This window comes from Rhizobacter sp., assembly GCF_046595475.1.
GTDB lineage: Bacteria > Pseudomonadota > Gammaproteobacteria > Burkholderiales > Burkholderiaceae_C > Rhizobacter.
On sequence record NZ_JBKJOQ010000093.1, the window covers coordinates 187148 to 208935 of the forward strand.

Here is a 21788-nt window from a genome sequence, read left to right on the forward strand (position 1 = left end):
AGGCCAGCGCGTAGATCAACTCGGCGGCCCGCTGTGAGATCGCGGGCGTGATCGGCAGCAGCTCGGTTCGACGCGCCAGATCGCCCTAGTCTCGGCAGCCTTGTGCCAGCTCCATGCAGGTCACTGCCGATATCCGCCAGTGCCCGATCTCAGGCAACCGCGGTGCGGCGCCTAGGCGCCGCGCGTCAGCCACATCAAAACATCGGAATTGCTTAGCCATCTTCAGGCCCTGCCTGATGTCGCCCGCAGTCGGTCATCGAATCCGGCCTTGCGCGCCACGCCGTTCAAGCACTCGAACAAACCCGGCCGAGCCACCGTTCCCGGTAAGCCAAGCGACCTTCTGGCACCTGGAATGTTGAGCAGCTTCCTGAAGCAAGCAGGCCTGAGGTAGGAGAAACGCATGCGCTATGCCATGTTCATCGAACAAGCGTAAGGTAACTAAGTAGTCGGCTTCGCCACGCCCAAACGATGCAGTGGAGCGTGAAACTGTCGGGTCGATCTGCCGCCCGCAGGGCCAGCGATTTCATGTGGGTCGCGCTGCGGCCCGCAGAGCCCGCGATTTCATGTACGTCGCGACCCGGTCGGGGTACTGAATGTCGGTACCGGCACAGTGCTCACCAAGACGAAGTTGTGGTCCAGCAGTGCGGGATGCCGACCATGGGAGGCTGCTCGTCGTTCGGTCGATTCCCCCTGAATTTGCCTCCTTCGAATTGGCGTCGCGCCTGCCGGGGCGCAGGCTGGTGGCCACAAAGCAAGAACCGCCCAGCAAGCTGATCGCCCAACGAGTCAGCCGTCAGAAAAATGCGCGCGTGACTGGAATTCAGCACCTTTTGCGATCTGTGAAATGCAAGCGTCGCCCAACGGTTTGTTTTGTCGACCTGCACATCACCCTTGCCAACCGAAAGGAACTCGCAACATGGCGTCCACCGACCACACACTCAAATCCTACAAAGGGAGCTGCTTCTGCGGCACGGTACAACTGACCGTCAGCGGCGAACCCGCGGCCATGGGCTATTGCCATTGCGACTCGTGTCGAAGCTGGGCGGCAGCACCCATCAATGCGTTCTCGCTCTGGAAATCCGACACGGTGCAGGTCACTCAGGGTGCCGACCGAATTGCCGGCTACAGCAAGACGCCGAACAGCCTTCGCAAATGGTGCTCAGCGTGTGGTGGCCACGTCTTCACCGAGCATCCGGGCTGGGGCCTCACCGACGTCTATGCCGGCGTCATCCCGGAGTTCCCCTTCCAGGCCGGCGTGCATGTCAACTACCGGGAGGCGACGCTGCGAGTTCACGACGGCTTGCCGAAGTTGAAGGACCTGCCGAAAGAAATGGGCGGCTCGGGCGACAGCGTGCCGGAGTAGGCGGCCTTCTTCTCGCGAGCAGTCACTCGTTCGGAGCGACGTGCGGCCCGGCGCGCCGCTCCACTTCAGTCCGTGCTCAGTTGGCGCGACTGATCAATCACCCTGTGAGTGCTTGTTGAGAGACATGACCTTGAATGGGCGTCAGTGCGTTGGAGCCTCTGCCCATTTGTAGGCCACCGCGCGCCCCTCGGTATCGAACCAAACGGTCAGTTGAAGGTGTTCGTCCGTGACACGTTCCCACAATGCCTTGGGAATCAGGTAGATCTCAGCCAGCCCGAGCGTCATGAAGCTATCGAAGCTCGCCTGAACAGCGCGAGAATCCTTTCCCAATCTTCCAGTGAACTTGAAGACCGCCGCGGATACCGCCGGATCGAATCGGTTCAAGTAGATCACTTGGTGGTCGCTCTCCCCGAGCTCCGCAGCTCGCATAGGAGGCGAAACGTCTGCTGATCGGAGCGGCGGCCCGAGGCGTTCGCTCAGTTGCGCCTTTGTCACGCCGGCGTGGATGAGTTCGGATTCATCGGTCCCCGTTCTCGAGATCATGGCTGCACAGCCGGCGAGGCACTGCAAGGCAATGACCAAAAGCAGATGTCGAGAGAGTGTGTACATGGTCTGTTTCCTTCGCCAGGGCAACCGGCCTGCGCGGCCGTGGGCAGATCAGTGCAGCGTGGCCCCGTTGGGTCGATCTGCTGCACGCATGGCCAGCGATTTCATGTGGGTTGCGACCAGGTCGCGGTATTGAATGCCGGCACCCGGCACCGTGCTCGCCAGGAAGGCATCGAACACGGCTTGCGCGGCGTCGTTTTCGCCATGGCGTTTGAGCAGCAGCATCTCGGCGTACTGCGACGAGAGGCCTTGCGGGTTCAAGCGCTGTGCGCGCCGGATGCTGGCCCCCGCCTCGACCTCGCGGCCCTGCAGCGCCGCGATCACGGCCACGCCGCCGTGCGTCTCGCCGAAGTTGCGGTCCAGCCCCAGGGCTTGCTCGAATGACCTGCCCGCGCCCGCCACATCGCCTTGCATGATCTGTATCCACGCGAGTGTGTGCCAGGTGCCGATGTGATCGGGCATGTAGGTCGCTGCGAGTTCAATGTCGGCGCGGGCCGCCTCGATCTCCATGAGGCTCAGTTTCACAAGTGCCAAGCCGAGCCAGCCCCGCCCGCATTGCGGGTGGGCCTGCAGCAAGCTCTCGAACGAGCTGCGCGCGGCGTCGTGGTCTTGCGCGTCTGCCTGCAGCAATGCGAGCGTGAGCATGGCTTCCAACTGCCTGGGGGCGAGCCTCAGGGCCGCGGTCACGTTTTCCATCGCATCGTCGGTTTGCCTCTGCTCATACAACAAGAGCGCCACCAGCCCGCGTGTTTCGGCGTCATCGGGCGGTACGCTCAAACGCTCCTTGCAATCGGCGATGGCCGCCAGCGGGCGCTGCAGGTGAAAGTGGCAGCGCGCGCGCAAGGTCAGCGCCAGTGGCAGCGCCTGCACCAGCCCGGGCCGCATCAAGCGCTCGAGAGCGTCGTCGTAACGCTTCAGCATGAAGTGAGCGAAGGCGAGGTTGTAGTGAAGGTCTGCCACGTCGGGTGCCACCGCCAGCGCAGCCAGCAAGGCAAATTCGGCGTTGGCGTAGTGCTGGGCCTTCAGGTGGGCCAGAGCCGAATGCGCCAGCAGTTCTGCATCGTCGGCGCACATCTGCAGGCCGGCGTCAATGAGCGTTCGCGCCATGTCCCACAGCCCGCTGGCCATGGCCTCTTGAATGGCATCTTTGCGAAGCAACAGGTTGCCGGCATTGCGCTCGATGTAGCTCAACAGACGGTCGAGCCGGGCGCTGGAGGGGTGGGAGATTGACATTGACTTCTTTTGAGATCGGTCAATCAATGACCGCTTGAACTAGAGAATCGAATTCACGAACGCAAAGGGGCCAGCCACTCAAAAATATTATCGTTTGCAACAGATAAATCTGGTCATGTGCCGACCTGTGCCGGATCTGATAGGCACGCTGTCAGGGTGAATTGCTGTCAAGCCGTGGCGGTTCGCTCGCTTCAATTGCGATCTGCTAGGGGACGACACCTGCCCAGACGTTCCTTGCCATGACCCGCGACTTCACCGCCCCTTCACGCCCTGCCGAAAGCAGCTGATGCGTTGGCTCTTCGCCCCCTTGCTGCGAAACCAGGTTGCCCTCGCGGCCGTCGCGAGTTTGCTTCTGAACCTGGCGATGCTCGTGCCTTCGCTCTACACGCTGCAGGTATTCGACCGCGTCTTCTCCAGCCGCAGCGTCGAGACGCTGCTGACCTTGAGTGCCTTGACGATGGCCGCGCTGGCGTTCGGCTATGCCATGGACGTCGCCCGCGCACGCGCGCTGGCAGCGGCCGGCCGCAGCTTGCACGAAGCGCTGTCGCCTGCCGCCCTCGAGCAGGCCTTGCGCCAGGCGGCGTTGGGCGGGCGCCGCGCCGATGCCGACCGCCTGCGCGACGTCGCGCAGCTGCAGCGCTTTCTCGATGGCAGTGGCGTGCGCGCACTGTTCGACGCGCCCTGGCTGCCTGTCTACCTGCTCGTGATCGGCTTGATGCACCCCCTGCTTGCCCTCATTGCAGCGCTCGGCGGCGGTGCTCTCGCTTTGCTCGCCGTCGTCACCGATCGCATCACGCGTACCACGACGGAGACGGTACTGCGGCAATCGCGTGACGTCGGTCGGTTGGCCGAATCCTTGGTCCGTGATGCTGAAACGCTGCTCGGCCTGGGCATGACGGCGAATGCCGTGGCCACCTGGCGCAAGCGTCATGCCCAATTGCTCGGCGAGCAAGGGCGACTCTCTGCGATGTCGGCGCGCCTTGCCGCGTTGGCCCGTGCCACGCGCCAAGGTGTGCAGATCGCCGTGCTGGGCTTTGGCGCGTGGCTGGTGATCGGCTCAGGCGCTTCGCCGGGCATCATGGTCGCAGCGACCTTGTTGCTGGGGCGTGCGCTGCAGCCCGTTGAGCAACTGATCTCGGGCTGGAAACAACTGGTCGACGCACGCGGTGCCTGGCAACGCCTGTGCAAGCCCGATGCCTTGGCTGCCGCCGAGACCCGGATGCGCCTGCCTGCGCCAACGGGCAGGTTGGCGCTGGACCAGGTCGTGTTCGTGCATGAGCTCACCCGCAAGGCACTCGTCAAGGGCGTGTCGCTCAAGATCGAGCCCGGCGAAAGCCTCGGCATCGTCGGCCCGAGCGGCTCGGGCAAGACGACGCTCGCAAGGCTGCTTGTCGGCATCTGGCACCCCCAGAGCGGCAGCGTGCGGCTCGACGATGCAGAGCTTCACCACTGGGATCGCAGCGAGCTTGGTGCGCACCTGGGCTACTTGCCGCAAGACGTGTCGCTGCTGGACGGCTCGGTGGCGCAAAACATCGCCCGGCTAGGTCCGGTCAATGACGAAGCGGTCGTTCAGGCCGCGCAGCTCGCCCAGGCGCACGACATGATCCTGCGCCTGCGCGACGGCTACGGCACCTTGGTCGGCGAGGGCGGGCTGGGCCTGTCCGGCGGCCAGCGCCAACGCATTGCGCTGGCCCGCGCGCTCTACGGCGCGCCGAAAGTTGTCGTGCTCGACGAGCCCTACGCGCACCTGGACGCCGAGGGCGAGGCCGCGCTGGCGGCAGCCCTGCGCGCCTTGAAGGCCAACGGCACGACGGTCGTGGTCATCGGGCACCGAGCAGGCCTGATGTCTCAGCTCGATCGCATCGCGGTCATGCAGGCCGGTGCGTTACTGGCCATCGCCCCCGCCGGGCCGATGCTGGCCCAGCTGCGAGCGAGCGCCCTTCATGCGGTGCCTGCTTTGGGCAAGCAGGGCAAACAGGCGGCGGCATGACGACGACGCCCATCGCCCGCTCGGGCGCCTTGCTTGGCCTGCTGCGCGACGCCAGTGCAAGTCCCTCGCACAAGAGTGACTTGCGGCGCCAGGCGCGCTCGCTGGCGTTGACGGTGGTCGGCGCGCTGGCCGTGTTGGCGGCCTGGTCGGCGCTTGCGCCTCTGGCCGGTGCAGTTGTGGCCCCGGCCCAGCTGCGCGTCGAATACAAGCGCAAGACGGTTCAGCACCAGGAAGGAGGCACGGTCCGTGAGGTGCTGGTGCGTGATGGCCAGGCGGTGCATGCCGGAGACCCGCTCATCATCATCCGCGACCTGCGGCAGGACGCCGAATTGAGCCTGCTTCAGGATCAGTGGTACGCCGCGAGCGCGAGGGCCGCGCGCGTCGGGGCTGAAAGCCGGTTTGAAGCGCACTTCGAAGCACCGCCTGTGTTGAGCAGCGATGCCGCTGCCGCTCCCAGCATCGCCCGTGAGAGCGTGCTCTTCGCGACGCGCAAGCAGGCGCTTGACCAGCAGGTCGCCCTATTGCAAGTGCAGTCGCAGCAAGCGCAGGCGCAGGCTCTTGCGTTGCAGGCTCAGGCTGAAGCGACGCGCGCTTCTGGCACCTTGTCTGAAGAAGAGCTGTCGATCAACGAGGCACTGGTGAGCCAGGGGTTCATCAACCGCACCCGAATGATCGGCCTGCAACGCGTGGCTGCCGACTACAAGGCGCGGGCCGAGCAGGTGCGCAGCGAGCTGGCACTGGCGCGCCAGCACGTGGCCGAGTTGCAATCGCGTGAGGCGCAATTGCGCCTGACCTACCAAAGCCAGGCCAACGATGAGCTCAAGGATGCCGCGGCCCGCGTGCGCGAACTCGACCAACGCTTGCGACCCTCCAGAGACCAGGCTGATCGATTGACGGTGAGGGCACCCGTCGACGGCACGGTGATGTCGCTGCGCGTCGCAGCGCCGGGTGCGATCGTCGCCCCGCGTGAACCCCTTCTCGACATCGTTCCGCAGCACGAGAAGTTGGTGGTGGACGCACGCATCGAGCCGCAGGACATCGAGCATGTTGCCGTCGGCGGCCTGGCAGACGTGCGCCTCACGTCTGCCGACGCCCGCAATGCACCCTTGCTGCCCGCCCGAGTGAGCTTCGTCTCAGCAGATCGCGTCAGCGAACCCGCGAGCGGCAAGAGCTGGTTTGAGGTCACCGTCGAGGTCGACGCCGCAGCTCTTCGCGGTCACCCGAGCGCGATGCGCCTTCAGGCTGGCATGCCCGCCGAGGTCTTTGTGACCACCGGCTCGCGCACGCTGCTCGAGTACCTGGGCAAGCCGCTGCGCATGTTCTGGTTTCGAGCCCTGCGTGAACCGGGCTGAGCCTCGCACACAGCCTGCCCTGCATTTCTGCCTCCCTCTTTACGCTCTACCACTACCCCTCAGGAGCCTTCATGTCCGGTACCAACTTCTCTAGCCCCGACTTTCTCAATGCCACCGTCGACAAGACGATCACTGGCGGCAATGGTGATGACCTGATCTTCGGCACGGTCGGCAACGACATTCTCAACGGCGGTGCCGGCAACGACCTGATCTTTGCCGACTTCGGCGACGACGTCATCATCGGCGGTACCGGGAACGATTCTCTGTTTGGTGAGGAGGGCAATGACGTCTTCACCTGGAAGTCGGGCGATGGCAACGACACGATCAATGGCGGCATGGGAACCGACCGCATCGAGGTGACGGGCAGCGATGCGGTCGACACCATCTTGGTCACGGCGGTCAACGGTCATGTGATCGTCCGCGGCGACGGCGCATCGGCCTTCGTTCTTGACGCCATCGGCGTCGAGGACGTCCTGATCTTTGGCAAGGGTGGCGACGACGTGATCGTCGCCACCAACGGTTTGGCTGCGCTCACCAACCTGACGATCGACGGTGGCGATGGCAACGACACCATCATCGGCGGTGACGGCGACGACTTCTTGCTCGGTGGCAACGGCAACGACGTGGTCACTGGTGGGCGGGGCGACGATGTGGTATTTCTGGGCGACGGCAACGACCGCTTCATCTGGAACCCCGGCGATGGCAGCGACTTCGTCGATGGCGCAGCCGGGCTGGACACACTGGTCTTCAACGGCTCGAACGCTTCAGAGATCTTCGACATCTCGACCGTCGCCACTCGAGCCCAACTGACGCGCAATGTCGGCGGCGTCGCCATGGACCTCCAGAAAATCGAACGCATCGATCTTTCGACGCTCGGCGGCAACGACCTGGTGAACGTTCATGACCTGAGCGGCAGCGGCATCAAAGAGGTTCACATCGATCTCGGCCTGGGGGTTTCGGACGCTGTGGCCGACACCGTCGAAGTTGACGGAAGCGCCGGCAACGATAAGTTCATCGTCACCGGTAATGCCGGCGCGCTCAACGTGAGCGGAGCGGCGGCCTCGGTCTCGCTGACGCACGCCGACTCGTTCGACGCCCTGACCCTCTTCGGCGGCGCCGGCAACGACAGCTTCGACGCCACCGCAATGGCGGCAGGGTCGATCCGGTTGCACATCATCGGTGGCACGGGCGACGACACGGTTCGCTTCGCTGGAACGAGTGGCGCCGATGCCATCACGGTCAATGCGAGCGGCAACGGCGTGGTGCTCTCCAACACTGCGGATGGCGCGTCACTCGACATGACCGGCGTCGAGACCATCCGCCTTGCTACCGGGGCCGGAAGCGACCAGGTGGTCATCGCTGACATGACCGGCCGTGGCGTCACCACCCTCATCGCCGACCTGAGCCTCGCATCCACCGGTGTTGCGGACCACGAGGCCGACACCGTTCACATCGTCGGGTCAACCTTCAACGACAACATCGTCGTCAAGAACGGCAGCGGCAACGTCACTATCACCGGTACCGGGTCGACGATCTTTGTCCACGGCGGCGATGCCGGGCTCGACACCGTTCACATCGCCGCAGGTGGCGGTGACGACGTGATCGACGCCTCGGCGACGGCCTCGCGCAACCTCTCGCTGCTGCTCGAAGGCGGCGACGGCAACGACATCATCTTCGGTGGCGCAGGCAATGATGTCGTCATCGGGGGCCGTGGTGACGATGGGGCCAACCTAGGCGCAGGCAACGACAGCTTCGTTTGGAATCCGGGCGATGGCAGCGACATTGTCAACGGCGGAGCTGGCCTGGATGCGCTCGTCTTCAACGGCTCGAATGCATCCGAGGCCTTCGACATCTCGGCCCTCGGTGGGCAGGTCAGCCTGACGCGCAACATCGCTGCTGTCCTGATGACGCTGGACAAGGTCGAGCAAATCGATCTGGCAGCCTTGGGTGGCAACGACACGATCACCATTCATGACATGACCGGCACCGAGCTGTCGCGCTTGAACATCAACCTGGGCCTGTCGGCTACCGGAGGCAGCGATGGCGTCACCGACATCATCGTCATCGATGGCACCAGTGGTCGGGACCTCATCAAGCTGTCGATGCAAAACGGGGCGCTCGTCGTCGATGGGCTGCCGACACAGATCGTGATCCAGAACTTCGATTCGTTCGACCAGATCCACATTTCGGGCTTGGGCGTCGGCGATGCAGTCGACACGAGCGCGATTCACGGTGGCGCCCCTGCCTTGTTTTTCGATGCCGCCAGCTCGCTGACAGCAGGCGCTGACCACGATCTCCTGTTTGGAGGGCTTGGCCACGAGAGCCATGCCGCAGGTGGCATCGCCGATGCCCTGATCGCCTAGCCCTGCGGTTGGGCGTCCCTGCTTGGCGGCGACCGCCACCAAGCAGCCATGCGTCTGAAGGAACTCCTGGTTTCGATCTGAACGCGATTCGGGGTGTCTTCCGGCGTCACGCATAGACCCCGGCCACCGCACGCAGCAGCAGCGACCAGCCGTCAATCAGCACGAAGAGCAGCACCTTCAGTGGCAGTGAGATCGACACCGGCGGCACCATCATCATGCCCAGCGCCATCAGGATGGCTGCGACGATCAAGTCGATCAGCAAGAAGGGCAGGAAGATGATGAACCCGGCCACGAACGCCGCGCGCAGCTCCGACAGCATGAACGACGGCACCAGCACGCGCAGCGGCGTGTCGGCCTGCTTCTCGGCGGGCACCAGGTGAGCCATCTCGCTCACGGCGCGCAGGTCTTCTTCGCGCACGTGTGCGCTCATGAAGGCCTTCAACGGCGCAAGACCGCGCTCGAACGCTTGCGCGGTGCTGATCTTGCCGTCCAGATACGGCGCGATGCCGTTCTGGTGGCTCTGCTCCAGGGTGGGCGCCATGGTGAAGAAAGTCAGGAACAGCGCCAGCGTGAGCAGCACCGCGTTGGGTGGCGTCTCAGGCATGCCCAAAGCATGGCGCACGAACGAGAGGGTCACGATGATTCGTGTGAACGAGGTCATGGCGATCAAGGCCGCCGGCACAAAGCTCAGCAGTGACAGGCCGACCAGCATGCGCACGTAAGGCGTCAGCTGGTTTTGCTGCACCTTGTTGAGATCGAAGATGCCCGCTGCAACCCCCAGGCCCGCATCGCCCGCAGCCCATGCCACACCCGGCAAGGCGATCAGCGCGATGGCGGCGCCGGCGCACGCCAGGCGCTTCATCGCCGGCCGCCCGCGACCAGGCGCTGCACCCAGGCCGGGCTTGCGCGCGATGACATCGGGGGTGCTTCCACAACCTTCGCAGGCGCCGCAGACACCGCTTGCAGAGTGGCCTGCAAGGAAGACTCGACCAGCATGTAGGCTTGGCGATCGACCTCGATCACATGCACGCGGGTGTCATTGGAGAGCGACAGCGACTCGTGCAGCCTGATCCGCCACGCTTCGGGCGCAGGGGGCGAGGCGCTTGCGCCAAAGCGCTTGAGCACCAGCGCTGCCAAGAAGCCGATGCCCAACACCAGGGGTAAAGCCCAGGCCATGCGCCACAAGGTGTCCATCAGGGGGCTTCTTTTCCAGGCGTCGGCTGGCCCTGCGCAGCGGCCAGCTCGGCCGTCGCGGTTTCGGTGATGCGCACGCCGAAGTGTTCACCAACGGCCACCAGCATGCCCCGCGCGACCACATGCTCGTTCACCAGCACGTCCAGCGGCTGATCCACGAGCCGGTCGAGTGCGAGCACGGCGCCTTGCTTCATTGCCAGCAGCTCGGCCACGCTGGTTTGTGCCGCGCCCACACGCACGCTGACACGCACCTTCACTGCACCGAGAAACGGCAGCACCGAGCTCAGCACGGCCTTGCCGTCCAGCATGTCTTCCGTCAGGGGTTCGAGTTCGATCTCGTTGGCAATTGGGGTCATGGGGTGGTTCTCATTGCTTGTCATGAAGAGGGGCGACTGTTTGCACAGCCTTGCGCCCATGCAGCTCGCCCAGCAGGGCATGCGCCAGCGCTTGGCCTTCGCACAGCAGCGTGACGGGTTGGTACAGGCGTTGCGGCAGGCGCAGCACGTCGCCGCAGCGCAGGTCCATCAGCCGAGGCAGGTCGAGCTCGACGCTGCCGAGCATCACTTCGAGCCGGGTTGTGGCCTGGTGCATGGCGCGGGTGAGCGGCGTGATTTCGGGCAAGGGTGGTGCGGCCCTTTGCGCGATCGGCGGCACCGTGCGCCACACCGCGCTCTCGGCAATCACTTGCAGGCCGGTGCCCCAGCATGAGAACTCCACTGCGCCGGAGCCAAAGGCGAACAACTCAGCCGGGGGTGTCTGCGCCATCAACGGCGCGTCGCTTGATCCGGTGGTGCCAAACAGCGCGGCGCACAAAGCTCGATCGCGCGCCTCCCAGGCGCGGTCCACAGCGCCTGCTACCCAGTCGTCTGCGAAGCTGCCGCCCGGCATCAAGCCGGCACCCATGACGGCCTGGCCGAAGTGGAGACGGTCTTCGGTGCTGCAGCGCACCCAGAGGCAGCCGGCCTCGGTGCAGACAGCGTCGAACTCATGTCGCAACGGTTGCTGGCCTTCGCACGCCGCGCGGGCCTGCACCTTGGTGGCCTCTGGCGCATCCCGCCACGGCGCGCTCACCCATTCGTGCGCCCAGGCGTCAAGTGCCGCCTGCACACAGTCGCGCAGCGCGCCCAACGCTTGCGCTCCCGGTAGGTGGAGCGAGCGTACCGATTCGCTCATCGGCCGCCCTTCATCTGCAGCAGCTCTTGCAGCATGTCGTTGGCCGTGCTCACGACTTGCGACGAGGCCTGGTAGCCGCGTTGCATCAGGATGAGTTCGCTGAACTCGGTCGTGAGGTTGACGTTGGAGCGCTCGAGCGTGCCGCCTTGTACCTTCAGGTCGTCGCCCGCTTCGCGAAGCACAACCTGCTGGGCGCCTTCATAGGCCAGCAGCGAGCTGCCCACCGCCACGATGTTGGCTTCGTCGCGTATCTCTGCCAGCACGAGCCTGGGGCCGACGGCGGTCTGCCCGTTGCTGTAAGTGATCTTCAGCTGGCCCGTGGCATCGAAGGTCGACGCCGTCACGGTGCCCGGGCCAAAGCCGTCCGGGCTCGCCGACACGTTGCCCGGCAGCGCGAGACTCTGCACGTCGTCGAAGTTGAACGCGATGTCGGCGGCACCTGCGTCCTTCAGCGCCAGGGTCAGCCCCAATGGGGACCTGCCCGGGATCACCCGATGGTCCGGTGAGAACGGCAGGCTGCCCGTCGCGAGTTGCTGGGTGCCCTCGGACACCGCCACCGCCCAGGTGACCTCGGCGCCAGGTGTCGTGGGCGGTTCTGTCGTGTCGCGGGTCAGCACCACGCGCAGCGCGTGCGAGTTGCCCAAGGAGTCCAGCACATTGACGGGGTCGATGATCTCCTCGGTGTTGCCCGTGCTCGCGTCGATGACCCCGCTGAAGCGGATCTCGTGAGTCGCGCGGGGCTGGCTGAACTCCAGGTCTTTGATGCTCATCGGAATCAACTCGCCCGCCGCATTGCGGGTCATGACCTTGAACGTCTCCCGCTCAGCCATCAGCACGCCGTCCTTGAGGGTGAAACTGCCGTTGCGCGTGTAGCGCACGTTGCCAGCCTCGTCTTGCAGCACGAAGTAGCCTTGCCCCTGCAGCATCAGGTCGAGGCCGCGGTCGGTCTGCTGCGAGTCACCGGCCCGCAGGTCGAGCGAGGTGCGCGAGGCGTTCACGCCCGCGCCACCGAAGTTGCCCTGATCCGAGCGCTGGCGGTTGTGCGAGCCGGTTTGGCCGCCGCCGATGAACACGTCTCTGAAACTGACGGTCGAGCCGCGAAACCCAGGCGTGTTGATGTTGGAGACGTTGTTGCTGATGACGGTCAGCCCGCGCTCGTGGCCGAGCATGCCCGACATGGCGATGAAGATCGAATTGATCATGGTGCGCTCCTCAAGGCTGGGCCGGGTTGGTCACGGTGGTGAGCTGGCCGATCGCGACATTGGGGAACACCCGTCCGTCCGTCGCGGTGATGGTGAGGCGCGGTACCCCGTTGGCCAGCGTCAGTCTCGACACCGTGCCGGTGATCGTCGCGTTGTCGACGACCGCCGAAACCGACTTGCCGACCAGCCCCACCGATTGCGTGATCGCCTGCAAGGCAAGCATCTGCTCGATGTTCGAGTTCAGCCGCTGCGCGGCGTCCAGCGAGCCGAACTGCGCGATCTGCGCCATGAAGTCCTTGTTCTCGACCGGCTTGAAAGGGTTCTGGTGCGTGAGCTCGGTCAGCATGACCTTCAACAGATCATCCAGCTTCAGGCTGGCGGCTGCGTTCGACGCCAGGCTGCTCGTCGGGCTGATGGGTGATGTGGCCATGAGGATCTTTCGTGGTGAGAGGGATTGGAGGTGTGCTGGTCTGGGCGGGTGTCTAGCAGGTGAACACCAGCGCCGAGCCGATCTCGTCTGAAGGGCCCGGCTGCTGGTAGGCCACGTGGCCGTTCAAGGTGAGCTGAGCGAGCGACGCACGCTGGCCGGTGAGGCGGCGCGCCGTCTCGAAGCCCAGGCGCAAGGCCTCCTGCTCGGACAAGGCCGCGTCGCGGACCACGATCGAGACAGCGGTGCCTTGCACATGCACGCTGACGGAATCACCGGCGGCGTCGTGCGCCGGCGGCGCAGCGATTTGAACGGCGTCGACCCGGCCACGCTCGTTCGGGCTTTCGGGGGCCACTTCGCGATTCACCCATACCGCTGCAGTAGGCAGAGCCGTCGCAGCCGCTGCGTCGTGGCCACGTTCGCTGCTCGCAGGCACGAGCAAAGCCTGAGGTGCGAGCCTCGCCGCGTCAGCCAAGCCACCCGCCTGCGTGTGAGGCGCCGCTTCCACCGCGGCGCTCGATGACGCGACAGCGCCTGGAACCGCGGGCAGCGCCGCGGCAGCGAGCCGGCTGGCATCGCGCTCTGCTGCCGTCCCTGCTCGTATGGGCTGTGCGCTGCGCTGCACGGCATGGGAGCGGTCGAACACGTTTTTCCAGAGCGCGTACAGCTCGTCGCCGCGCTCCGAACCGAGTGACAACTGCGTGTTGCCGCGCTCGCTTGATGGCGAAACCGACATGCCGAAAACAGGCGAGGGTGCGGTCATTGCGCGTCTCTCCATTGCTGCTGCAACCACATGTCGTCGGCCAGCGCCGACTGCCTTGCCTGCAAGCTGAGTTGCTGGTCGCTGCGCGCAGACTTCAATGCCCGTTCCACCGAACGATCGCGGTTGCGCACCTCGGCCAGCGTGGCGCGCGCCTGCTGTTCGCGCTCGCTCAGCTCGCGCAGCCTGGTCTGCGAGTCACGCAGGGCCTGCTGTTGCGCGCCCAGCAGGCGGTGCACCGCGGTGACCAGGGCCGGGTTGATCGCCGCGCGCCCCTGCACGGCGCGCATCTCCTGCACGGCAGCGCCGTAGCGTTGCGTGCACGCGTCCGTCTGACGCTGGGCACCGGCACACAATGTTGCCGCCTGCGCCACTTCGCCCCCCGCCTGGACCAGCTCGAACTGCACCAGTGTGTGCAAGGCCTTCAAGGTGCGCTCACTGGAATTCACTGTCGGCCCCCAGTGCGGCGGCGAGGCTTCTCAGCTGCGCGAGCGCGTCGGCGCGGCCGATGCTGAGCCCCGTTTGCTGCGCGAAGAAGGCCCGCACGCGCGGCATCAGCTGCACCGCGCGGTCCAGTGCGGGGCTGACCCCCGGCTTGTAGGCACCGATCTCCACCAACTGCCGGTTGCGCTCGTACAAGGCGCAGCACGCCAGCAGCTTGCGCGCCGCCGTCAGGTCGTCGGGCTGGCCAATGGCGTTGTGCAAGCGGCTCACACTGTGCAGCACATCCACAGCCGGATACCGGCCCTCGTTGGCGATGTCGCGCGAGAGCACGATGTGGCCGTCTAGCGTTCCGCGCAAGGTGTCGGACACGGGTTCGTTCAGGTCATCCCCATCGACCAGCACCGTGTACACCCCGGTGATCGAGCCCACTCCGGTGCCTGGGCCGCTGCGCTCGCACAGCCGTGGCAACTCGGAGAACACCGACGGCGTGTACCCGCGCGCTGTGGGGGGCTCGCCCACCGCCAGGCCGATTTCGCGGCGCGCCATCGCGAAGCGCGTGAGCGAGTCCATCATCAGCAGCACGTCGTGGCCCTGATCGCGAAAGTATTCGGCAATCGTGGTGGCTGCGTAGGCCGCCTTGATGCGCACCACGGCCGACTCCGCGGCCGTGGCCACCACCACGACGGAGCGTTGCAGCCCCTCGTCACCCAACTGGTCCTCAACGAACTCGCGCACCTCGCGCGAGCGCTCGCCGATCAGCGCGATGACGTTCACGCTGGCCTTGGTACCGCGCGCCAGCATGCCCATCAGAGAGCTCTTGCCCACACCACTGCCAGAGAACAGGCCGATGCGCTGCCCTCGGGCCAGAGTGAGCATCGAGTCGAGGACCTTGACGCCGGTTTCAAGCGCCGTGTCGACGCGCTTGCGGCCCATGGCCCGCAGCGGCTCGGCGCGCAGACTGCGGCGCTGCTCGGCGTGCAAGGGGCCGCGGTCATCGACTGGCCGCCCGAACGCGTCGACGATGCGGCCCAACAGCGCCTCGCCTACCGGCACATCGGGCAACTGGCCTAACGCCACGATGCGCTCGCCCAGCGAAATGCCTTCGGTTCCAGCCAGGGGCATCAACACCGTGATGCCCTTGTTGAAACCCACCACCTCGGCTTCGATGGCTTCGCCAGGAGCTGCCGTTTCGATGCGACATCGCTCGCCGACCTGAGCCGTGGGGCCGTGCGATTCGACGATGTGCCCGCGCACCGCCACCACATGCCCGGTACGGGCGACGAGTTCACTGGCGGCAACGCTGCGGGCGAGTGCGTGCATGGTGGTTCAGAGCTTGTTGAGGCTGAACGGGCGCTCGGCAGGGTTCGCCCAGGCATGGGACTGGCCCGTGGTGGGCCCGGCCAGCACCGCGTGCAGGCGGCGCAGCTGGCTCTCAAGCCCGCCGTCGTACTGGCCAGAAGCCGCCTCGATCACGCAGCCGCCGAGTTCGAGCGACTCGTCGGAGACCACCTTCAGGCCCACGGTGCGAACCCTCAGCTCCTGGTCTTGCAGCAGGTCGCGCAGCGTGTTCACGTCGCGCGGGTGAAGGCGCACCGTCGCGACCACCTCTGAGCGCAGCTGGGCACAGGTGTGTTCCACCACGCCCATCACAAACTCCTGCGACACCGCTTTGCGACCCGCCAGCCGGCACACCGCTGCGAAGGCCACTTCACCCACGTTGGACTGCAGCCTCGTGAGCACCGCCTGGTGAGCCTGCTCCAGGGCCGACAACGCGCCATGCGCCTGTGCCTTGAGCTTTTCGCAAGCCTGGGCGAGCTCCTTGGCTGCGGCCACCTTGGCCTCGGCCATGCCGGCAGCAAAGCCTGCCACGCGTGCGCGTTCGTGCTCGGTGTTGGAGAGCTCCTGCATGTGGCCGGCCAGCTCGGCGCGCACCTGCTTGCCGATCTCTTCTCTCAGTGACTCCAGCCGTGACAGTGCCGGCGAGGGGCCTGCGGCAGCGTTCGCTGCTACGTCAGCTGCCGAACCGGTGACTGGCTTTTCGCTCAGGCGCGTGCGAGACGGCGCCCATTGGATGGATCGAATCAGCGCATCCATGCGGTCAAGCTCCCGAGACGATTTTTCAGCCCTGCGCGGGCAGGCGGTGCGTGATTCAAGCGCGGGGCCGATGCAGCTGGCATCAGAGCGGCCTGGTGGCAAAGGCGCTCGCAAAGGAACGCCAGCACCGCGGGCGCCAGCGGTGCTGAATCCTTGCGCAGGCCTTCAATCACATGGCCGCGCAGAGGTTGCGGCATGGCGGCCAGCACGTCTGCCTTCCAGGGCCAGGCGCTCGCATGAAGCAGGTGGGCGACCGTCGCGGGTGCGCAGGGCTGCAGACCACGCAAGACATCGTCTGCCGTCAGTCGCTCGGCCTGCTCTTGCACGGTCAACGCCCGCGCTGCGGGTGTTGGCTCGTGCGGCTGCGCTGGCATGGCGAGCTGAAGCTGGAGCTGTTGGCCGAGCGACTGCGACAAGCCCAGTTCGGCCAGCTCGGCCAGCAGGGGACTCAACTTCGCACGCTCGGTCAGATCGAGCCGGGCAATGACCTGGCGCCGCGCGGCCGTGGGCAGGCCGTGCAGCAGCAACGCGGCTTGGCGCGCCTGCATCGACTCAGGTGCTGCCATGGCCGGCCCCTTCGCTCAACCACTGGCGCACTTTCGCAGTCACGGCGTCGACATCCACGTCAACATGGGGGCCAGCCTGCCGTTTCTTCGCATGGGCAGATCGCTCGCGCATCCACCACACAGCGACGGCCATGGCCAGCGCGATGGCGGCAGCCACTGCCAGCCAGAGGTTGGCCAACGACCTGTCGCTGCCGGGTTGCCGCTGTGCGGCGTCGTGGACCTCCGCGCGGCGCGACATGAGCGATGCAGGCTCATTTGCACCGACGGACTGCAAGGTCGGGAGCAACACCACCGCCACCGAGTCGCCGCGCGAACGGTCGATGCCTACTGCGTGAGCGACCAGCTGCTCGATGGCCGGGGCGGTTAGCTCGGCGGGCGCGCCTTGCACGGCCACTGCCACGCTCACGCGCTTGATCGACCCGGGTGCCGACAAGGTCTGCTCCAGACGATGCCCGACCTTGTACTCGTACTCCCAGTCGGTGCTTTCAGCATCGCCTGTGTCGCCGGTTTTTACCAGGGTGGCTGCGCGGCCGCGCTGCGACTGGCGCTCTTTGACCAGCACACCGGTGGCGTGCTCGGCGTCTTTCGGTCCGCGCGCGGCCAGCGGCTCTTCGGTCGTGACGCGCAGCTGCCGTTCGTCGAGAACGGTGTCCACTGACAGCGAGGCCGTGGCTTGGGGCGCCATCTCTTGCAGCAGTTTCTGCAGCTTGCTTTCAAGGTACTGGTCGGCCTGGCGCTTGAGGTCGAGTTGGGCCGAAGAGAGATCACCTTCGCCTTCGCCAGCCGGCCTTGTGAGGCCGGTGCCCGATTCGTCGAGCACCACGACGTCGTCGATTTTGATCTCGGGCACCGAGGCAGTCACCAGGCGCTGGATGCCGCGCACCTGCGCGTGCGTCAACAACTTGCCCGGTTGCAGGGCCACGCTCACGGCGGCGCTGGCCTTGGCTGCAGCGCGTTTGAACAAGCCCCCGTCAGGCAGGATCACGTGCACGCGCGCGCTGCGCACACCGGCAATGGTTTGGATCGTTCGCGTCAGCTCGCCCTGCAAGGCCCGCTGGTAGTTGATGCGCTGCGAGAAATCATTGCTGGAGAAATCGGCCTCCTTGAACAGCTCCAACCCGACGCTGGCAGGCACGCCGAATGGGCCGCCTCCCGCTGCGGCCCGGGCCTTGCCCAGCTGCGACTGCACCACGGCGACCGAATCGCCACCCTCGTTGATGCGGTAGCTGAGCTTGGCGCGCTCGAGTTCCTGTGCGAGCTCGTTCAGCCGCTCGGTGCTCAGCCCCGAGGCGAGGGGCACGTAGGGGTCGCGCAGCAGCCACACGCCCATGCCGATGAGGCCGGCCAGAATCAACGCGGTACCAAAACCCAGGCCCGTGCGTTGGCGCGCCGTCAGCGCGCCCCAATAGTCAGACATCCACATGGCCGGCTCAGAGCTGCATGCGCATCAAGTCCTGGTAGGACTCGACGAGCTTGTTGCGCACCTGCACGAAAGTCTGCACGCTGATGCGCGCGCGTTCCAGGCTGATCATCACGTCGTGCAGCTCTACCGGCTTGCCCGCGGCCAGGTCGCGCATGGAAGTTTCAGCCGCACCGACGCTGTTGTTGAGCTCGCCCAGTTCGCGCTGCATGAGGTTGGCGAAGGCGTCGGGCGCAGCTGTGCCCGCCGAGCCATTTGTCTGCGTGCTGCCGCCGAAAGACGCATCCGCCTGCGCGGCTGCCAATGCGGCCACCGATTCGATTCCCCATTGCATCATTGAGCTCCGATTTCTAGCGCCCGGGCGGCGAGTGTCTTGGTGGCCTGCAGCGCAGCCAGGTTTGCTTCGTAGGCGCGCAGTGCCGTCATCACAGTCATCATTTCCTGCGTGGAATCGACCGCCGGGTACGACACCATGCCGTTCGCGTCGGCATGGGGGTGACCGGGCTCGTAGACGATGCGGGCCGGCCCGGTGTTCTGCGCCACCAGCTCGGCCTTGGGCGCCAACAGCGAGCCCGTACCGCCTCGCAGTGCCTGTGCAAAAGGGGTCGACACCGCATGGATCAATGCCATGACCGGCCGGTAGCCCGGCGTGCCCGGTGCGCCGCTGGTGTTCATGTTGGCCAGGTTGAGGGTCGCGGCTTCGATGCGCGCCTTCTGCGCAGCCATGCCGGCCGCGCTGATCTCGGTGGTTCTGAAGTAATCCATGTTCAAGCCCTGCCTTGCGTGGTGATCGTCGACACCATCGAGAAATAGCGGCTCAGCACACGAGCCAAGGCCTGGTATTGCGTGGCGTTGGACGACAAGGCCACCAGGTCTTGCTCCAGTGACACGTTGGAGGCCGATGTGTCGGTGGCCACGCTGGCCGACTCGTCGGCCGTGCCCATCGCGCGTTCGAACTGCAGCTTCATGCGCTGATAGCCCGGCGTGTCTCGGTTAGCGATGTTGGCGGCGATGACCTGGTGTCGCAGGCTGGTGGCCGACATCGAGGCAGAGACTTGGTCGATCACGGAGGGGGCGATGGGTGTCATGGGCAGTCCTTGAAAAAATGGAAGAGTCATTGCACGACCAGCTCGGCATGCAGTGCGCCTGCGGCCTTGAGCGCCTTGAGCACCGAGACGACATCGCGCGCGCTGGTGTGCAGACGCCCAAGCGCCTGCACCAGGTCGGCGATGGTGCCGCCGGCTTCCGTCACGAGAGTCGCGCCGTTTTGTTCTTGCAGGTCGATGCGCGAATTGGCCACCGTCTCGGTGCGGATCGAGTCCCCCGGGTCACGCAGCAGGGTTGGCTGTGACACCGAGTTGTCCGACACGATCGAGATGCGCAGGTCGCCATAAGAAATGGCGGCCTGCGAGATGCGCACGTTGGCACCCGACACCACCGTGCCGGTGCGTTCATTGACCACCACGCGAGCCCGGAAGTCGGGGGCGATTTCCAGTGACTCGATCACGCGCATCAGGTCAACGAAGCGGTTGCGATAAGCCTCAGGGATGCGCACGTTCACGGCATCGGGGTCGCGTGCCAGCGCCGTGCCGGCCCCCAGCGCCACATTGATCGCATCGGCCACGCGGGCCGCGTTGGTGTAGTCGGGCTCCAGCAGCGATACGGCAAACGTGTCTTGTTGCCCGATCTCGGGTGCGGGTGGCGCCACTTCGACCAGGCCGCCGCCTGGCACGGTCGCCACGGTCGGGTGGTTCTTCTGGCCCACAGTGCCATTGGCCTCGTAGCGGTAGCCGCCCACGGTGAGCGGGCCCTGGGCCAGCACGTAGGTGCGGTTGTTCGGGCCCTTCAACGGTGTCAGCAGCAGGTTGCCGCCCACCAGGCTCTTGGCGTCTCCCATTGACGTGACCGTGATGTCGATGGCGTCGCCCTGGCGTACGAAGTTGGGCAGGTTGGCGCTGACCAGCACCACCGCGACGTTGCGGCTGGTGATGGCTTCAGGCGGCAAGCTCAGGTTGAATTGCGCGAGCAGGTTTGACAGTGTTTGCTTGGTGGCGCGGTTGCCCAGCGAGTCACCGGTGCCGGCCAGCCCCGTGACCACGCCGTAGCCCACCAGCGCATGGGCGCGGCTGCCCTGCACGCGGGCGATGTCCTTGATGCGTGCGCCGTTGGCGGCGTGGCACAACGGCGCGACGAGCGCACAAGCCAGCAGACCCCACGAGGCAGCAGCAGCGGCAAAGCGGGCCATGGTCGTCATCGTCACAGCCCCAGGAAGTTGAAGAGCTTGCCGAGCCAGCCCGGCTTGCTCTGGTCGGTGACGAAACCTTCGCCATCAAAGCGGATGCGCGCCTCGGCAATGCGGCTGGACAACACGGTGTTGTTCTCGGCGATGTCGCGCTGGCGCACCAGGCCGCTCAGCGTGATGAGCTGCTCTTCGCCGTTGATCTGCAAACTCTGCTGACCCGCCACGACCAGGTCACCGTTCTGCATCACGTCCATCACCCGCACCGACAGCTGGGCCAGCAAGCGGCCGCTGCGCTGAGTGCGCCCGGTACCGTCGTTGCCGCTGCCGGTCCCCGCCGTTGCACTGTGTGTGCCCACCTGCGACGAACCCACCTGTGCCGAGACGGTGAAGTTGCGCTGGCTGCTCAGGTCAGCGCTCGATGTGGCCGAAGCCGACTCCTGCACCACCACCGTCAGCACGTCACCGACGCGCTGCGCCTTGCTCTCCGCCACCAGTGAACGATAGTTCTGTTCGTTGAACATCGAGTTCGCATCGTCGGCCGCCGCACAGGGAACACCGACCAGCAACACCCCAACAGCCATGAGTGACGCGGCGCAACGTCGTACGGGCGCGCTCACAGCGACCCCTCCATCAGTTGCACCGACCCGGGCCCCGTGACCACCGTTCTGAGCCTGCGCGCAGGGCGCTGCAGGCGAACGTCGATGCGGTCTCCGACCTTCGCATCCGCCAGTGCGGTCGCACTCGTCACCACGCTGACGCCTCGCACCCGTGCCTGCACGTCCACCGATGAGCCGGCCATGACGGCGGGCGCCAGCCCCAGGTCGGTATGGCGCAACACGGCGCCCGCCGAAACGTCGCGCAAGGCCACCGCGCCGGGCGGCAGATCACAAGGCGTCACCAAGGCAGAGGGCGACAACTGCAGCACCGCGCGCCGCTGGACACTGACATCGGCGCAGCCGGCAGCTGAACCCTTGGTGAGACGCCGCATTGCGACCCCAACCTCACGCAGCAGCGGCGCGGCCAGTGTGGCCTGCACCGGCGTGCCCGCAGCGCCCGACGGAGCCATCGGCCGTAGCTCGAAGCGCAGCGGCAGGGCGGGCATTTGTTTGTCGGCCGGCCAAAGCGGCTGCACCACGATCTCGGCGCCAGCCGGCAGTGGCCCCGACAGAATGAGCCACACCCGCGCCCTGTCCAGAGACAGCCCGGCCGGTCGCAGGCGCTCGTCGGCCAGCGAGAGCAGCCGCTGCTGCAGCGACTGCATGGCATCGGGCTCGGCACCCGACGCGCCCACGCCACCGCGCTGTGTCGCCCAAGAGCCGTTCATCGCAGCGATCGCCAGAAGCACCGCACACTGCCTGG

General features: G+C 65.9%; 25 protein-coding genes. 5 read left to right on the forward strand and 20 right to left on the reverse strand.

Going from position 1 to position 21788, the window contains the following annotated elements; translation table 11 throughout:
* Positions 1-268: 268 nt before the first annotated feature.
* Entirely contained in the window at positions 269-391 is a 123-nt protein-coding gene (locus AC30QB_RS17450) for a type II toxin-antitoxin system HicA family toxin (RefSeq protein WP_489547522.1), read from the forward strand.
* A 525-nt stretch (positions 392-916) separates the two neighbouring features.
* The gene (locus AC30QB_RS17455) at positions 917-1363 is read left to right on the forward strand and encodes a GFA family protein (protein ID WP_489547523.1); all 447 of its coding nucleotides are present in this window, start codon (positions 917-919) and stop codon (positions 1361-1363) included.
* A 141-nt stretch (positions 1364-1504) separates the two neighbouring features.
* Here AC30QB_RS17455 and AC30QB_RS17460 read toward each other — a convergent pair whose 3' ends face one another.
* Positions 1505-1972 carry a hypothetical protein gene (locus AC30QB_RS17460; RefSeq protein ID WP_489547524.1) on the reverse strand — a complete coding sequence of 156 codons (468 nt, stop codon included), beginning with the start codon at positions 1970-1972 and terminating at the stop codon, positions 1505-1507.
* Between the two features lie 48 nt (positions 1973-2020).
* Positions 2021-3202 carry a tetratricopeptide repeat protein gene (locus AC30QB_RS17465; protein ID WP_489547525.1) on the reverse strand — a complete coding sequence of 394 codons (1182 nt, stop codon included), beginning with the start codon at positions 3200-3202 and terminating at the stop codon, positions 2021-2023.
* Positions 3203-3488: 286 nt separating this feature from the next.
* Between AC30QB_RS17465 and AC30QB_RS17470 the strand changes: the two genes are divergently transcribed.
* From AC30QB_RS17470 to AC30QB_RS17480, 3 genes are all read left to right on the forward strand, one after another.
* Positions 3489-5192, forward strand: a complete 1704-nt coding sequence (locus tag AC30QB_RS17470; protein WP_489547526.1) for a type I secretion system permease/ATPase — start codon at positions 3489-3491, stop codon at positions 5190-5192.
* The gene (locus AC30QB_RS17475; protein ID WP_489547527.1) at positions 5189-6544 is read left to right on the forward strand and encodes an HlyD family type I secretion periplasmic adaptor subunit; all 1356 of its coding nucleotides are present in this window, start codon (positions 5189-5191) and stop codon (positions 6542-6544) included. Before AC30QB_RS17470 ends, AC30QB_RS17475 begins: the two co-directional genes overlap by 4 nt.
* A 71-nt stretch (positions 6545-6615) precedes the next feature.
* Positions 6616-8907: a hypothetical protein gene (locus tag AC30QB_RS17480; RefSeq protein ID WP_489547528.1), complete on the forward strand. Its 2292-nt coding sequence runs from the start codon at positions 6616-6618 to the stop codon at positions 8905-8907.
* A gap of 106 nt (positions 8908-9013) precedes the next feature.
* Here the strand turns inward: AC30QB_RS17480 and fliP are convergent, their stop codons facing one another.
* The 18 genes from fliP to flgA all read right to left on the reverse strand — a co-directional run bounded on the left by fliP (position 9014) and on the right by flgA (position 21753).
* A complete protein-coding gene (gene fliP / locus AC30QB_RS17485) occupies positions 9014-9769 on the reverse strand; it encodes a flagellar type III secretion system pore protein FliP (RefSeq protein ID WP_489547529.1) in 756 nt (251 codons plus the stop codon).
* The gene (locus AC30QB_RS17490; protein WP_489547530.1) at positions 9766-10101 is read right to left on the reverse strand and encodes a hypothetical protein; all 336 of its coding nucleotides are present in this window, start codon (positions 10099-10101) and stop codon (positions 9766-9768) included. Before AC30QB_RS17490 ends, fliP begins: the two co-directional genes overlap by 4 nt.
* Positions 10101-10457: a FliM/FliN family flagellar motor switch protein gene (locus AC30QB_RS17495; RefSeq protein WP_489547531.1), complete on the reverse strand. Its 357-nt coding sequence runs from the start codon at positions 10455-10457 to the stop codon at positions 10101-10103. The genes AC30QB_RS17490 and AC30QB_RS17495 overlap by 1 nt, the downstream gene beginning before the upstream one ends.
* 10 nt (positions 10458-10467) lie before the next feature.
* Positions 10468-11274 carry a FliM/FliN family flagellar motor switch protein gene (locus tag AC30QB_RS17500; RefSeq protein WP_489547532.1) on the reverse strand — a complete coding sequence of 269 codons (807 nt, stop codon included), beginning with the start codon at positions 11272-11274 and terminating at the stop codon, positions 10468-10470.
* A complete protein-coding gene (locus AC30QB_RS17505; RefSeq protein ID WP_489547533.1) occupies positions 11271-12476 on the reverse strand; it encodes a flagellar hook-basal body complex protein in 1206 nt (401 codons plus the stop codon). Before AC30QB_RS17505 ends, AC30QB_RS17500 begins: the two co-directional genes overlap by 4 nt.
* A 10-nt stretch (positions 12477-12486) precedes the next feature.
* Positions 12487-12906, reverse strand: a complete 420-nt coding sequence (locus AC30QB_RS17510; protein WP_489547534.1) for a flagellar hook capping FlgD N-terminal domain-containing protein — start codon at positions 12904-12906, stop codon at positions 12487-12489.
* Between the two features lie 52 nt (positions 12907-12958).
* Positions 12959-13666: a hypothetical protein gene (locus tag AC30QB_RS17515; protein WP_489547535.1), complete on the reverse strand. Its 708-nt coding sequence runs from the start codon at positions 13664-13666 to the stop codon at positions 12959-12961.
* Positions 13663-14091: a hypothetical protein gene (locus tag AC30QB_RS17520; protein ID WP_489547536.1), complete on the reverse strand. Its 429-nt coding sequence runs from the start codon at positions 14089-14091 to the stop codon at positions 13663-13665. Before AC30QB_RS17520 ends, AC30QB_RS17515 begins: the two co-directional genes overlap by 4 nt.
* A gap of 7 nt (positions 14092-14098) precedes the next feature.
* Positions 14099-15427, reverse strand: a complete 1329-nt coding sequence (locus AC30QB_RS17525; protein ID WP_489547537.1) for a FliI/YscN family ATPase — start codon at positions 15425-15427, stop codon at positions 14099-14101.
* Positions 15428-15433: 6 nt separating this feature from the next.
* On the reverse strand, positions 15434-16201 hold the full coding sequence (locus AC30QB_RS17530) for a FliH/SctL family protein (protein ID WP_489547538.1): 768 nt from the start codon (positions 16199-16201) through the stop codon (positions 15434-15436).
* Complete coding sequence (locus AC30QB_RS17535) at positions 16189-16767, reverse strand: hypothetical protein (RefSeq protein ID WP_489547539.1); 579 nt, start codon at positions 16765-16767, stop codon at positions 16189-16191. The genes AC30QB_RS17530 and AC30QB_RS17535 overlap by 13 nt, the downstream gene beginning before the upstream one ends.
* Positions 16754-18190 carry a flagellar basal-body MS-ring/collar protein FliF gene (gene fliF, locus AC30QB_RS17540; protein ID WP_489547540.1) on the reverse strand — a complete coding sequence of 479 codons (1437 nt, stop codon included), beginning with the start codon at positions 18188-18190 and terminating at the stop codon, positions 16754-16756. The genes AC30QB_RS17535 and fliF overlap by 14 nt, the downstream gene beginning before the upstream one ends.
* A 7-nt stretch (positions 18191-18197) precedes the next feature.
* The gene (gene fliE / locus AC30QB_RS17545; RefSeq protein WP_489547541.1) at positions 18198-18521 is read right to left on the reverse strand and encodes a flagellar hook-basal body complex protein FliE; all 324 of its coding nucleotides are present in this window, start codon (positions 18519-18521) and stop codon (positions 18198-18200) included.
* Positions 18521-18952 (reverse strand): flagellar basal body rod protein FlgC, encoded by a 432-nt coding sequence (locus tag AC30QB_RS17550; RefSeq protein WP_489547542.1) that lies wholly within the window; start codon positions 18950-18952, stop codon positions 18521-18523. Before AC30QB_RS17550 ends, fliE begins: the two co-directional genes overlap by 1 nt.
* Before the next feature lie 2 nt (positions 18953-18954).
* On the reverse strand, positions 18955-19275 hold the full coding sequence (locus tag AC30QB_RS17555) for a flagellar basal body rod protein FlgB (RefSeq protein WP_489547543.1): 321 nt from the start codon (positions 19273-19275) through the stop codon (positions 18955-18957).
* 26 nt (positions 19276-19301) lie between these two features.
* A complete protein-coding gene (locus AC30QB_RS17560) occupies positions 19302-20441 on the reverse strand; it encodes a flagellar basal body P-ring protein FlgI (RefSeq protein WP_489547544.1) in 1140 nt (379 codons plus the stop codon).
* 2 nt (positions 20442-20443) lie between these two features.
* The gene (locus AC30QB_RS17565) at positions 20444-20950 is read right to left on the reverse strand and encodes a flagellar basal body L-ring protein FlgH (RefSeq protein ID WP_489547545.1); all 507 of its coding nucleotides are present in this window, start codon (positions 20948-20950) and stop codon (positions 20444-20446) included.
* A 92-nt stretch (positions 20951-21042) separates the two neighbouring features.
* Positions 21043-21753 carry a flagellar basal body P-ring formation chaperone FlgA gene (flgA, locus tag AC30QB_RS17570; protein ID WP_489547546.1) on the reverse strand — a complete coding sequence of 237 codons (711 nt, stop codon included), beginning with the start codon at positions 21751-21753 and terminating at the stop codon, positions 21043-21045.
* Between the last annotated feature and the right edge of the window lie 35 nt (positions 21754-21788).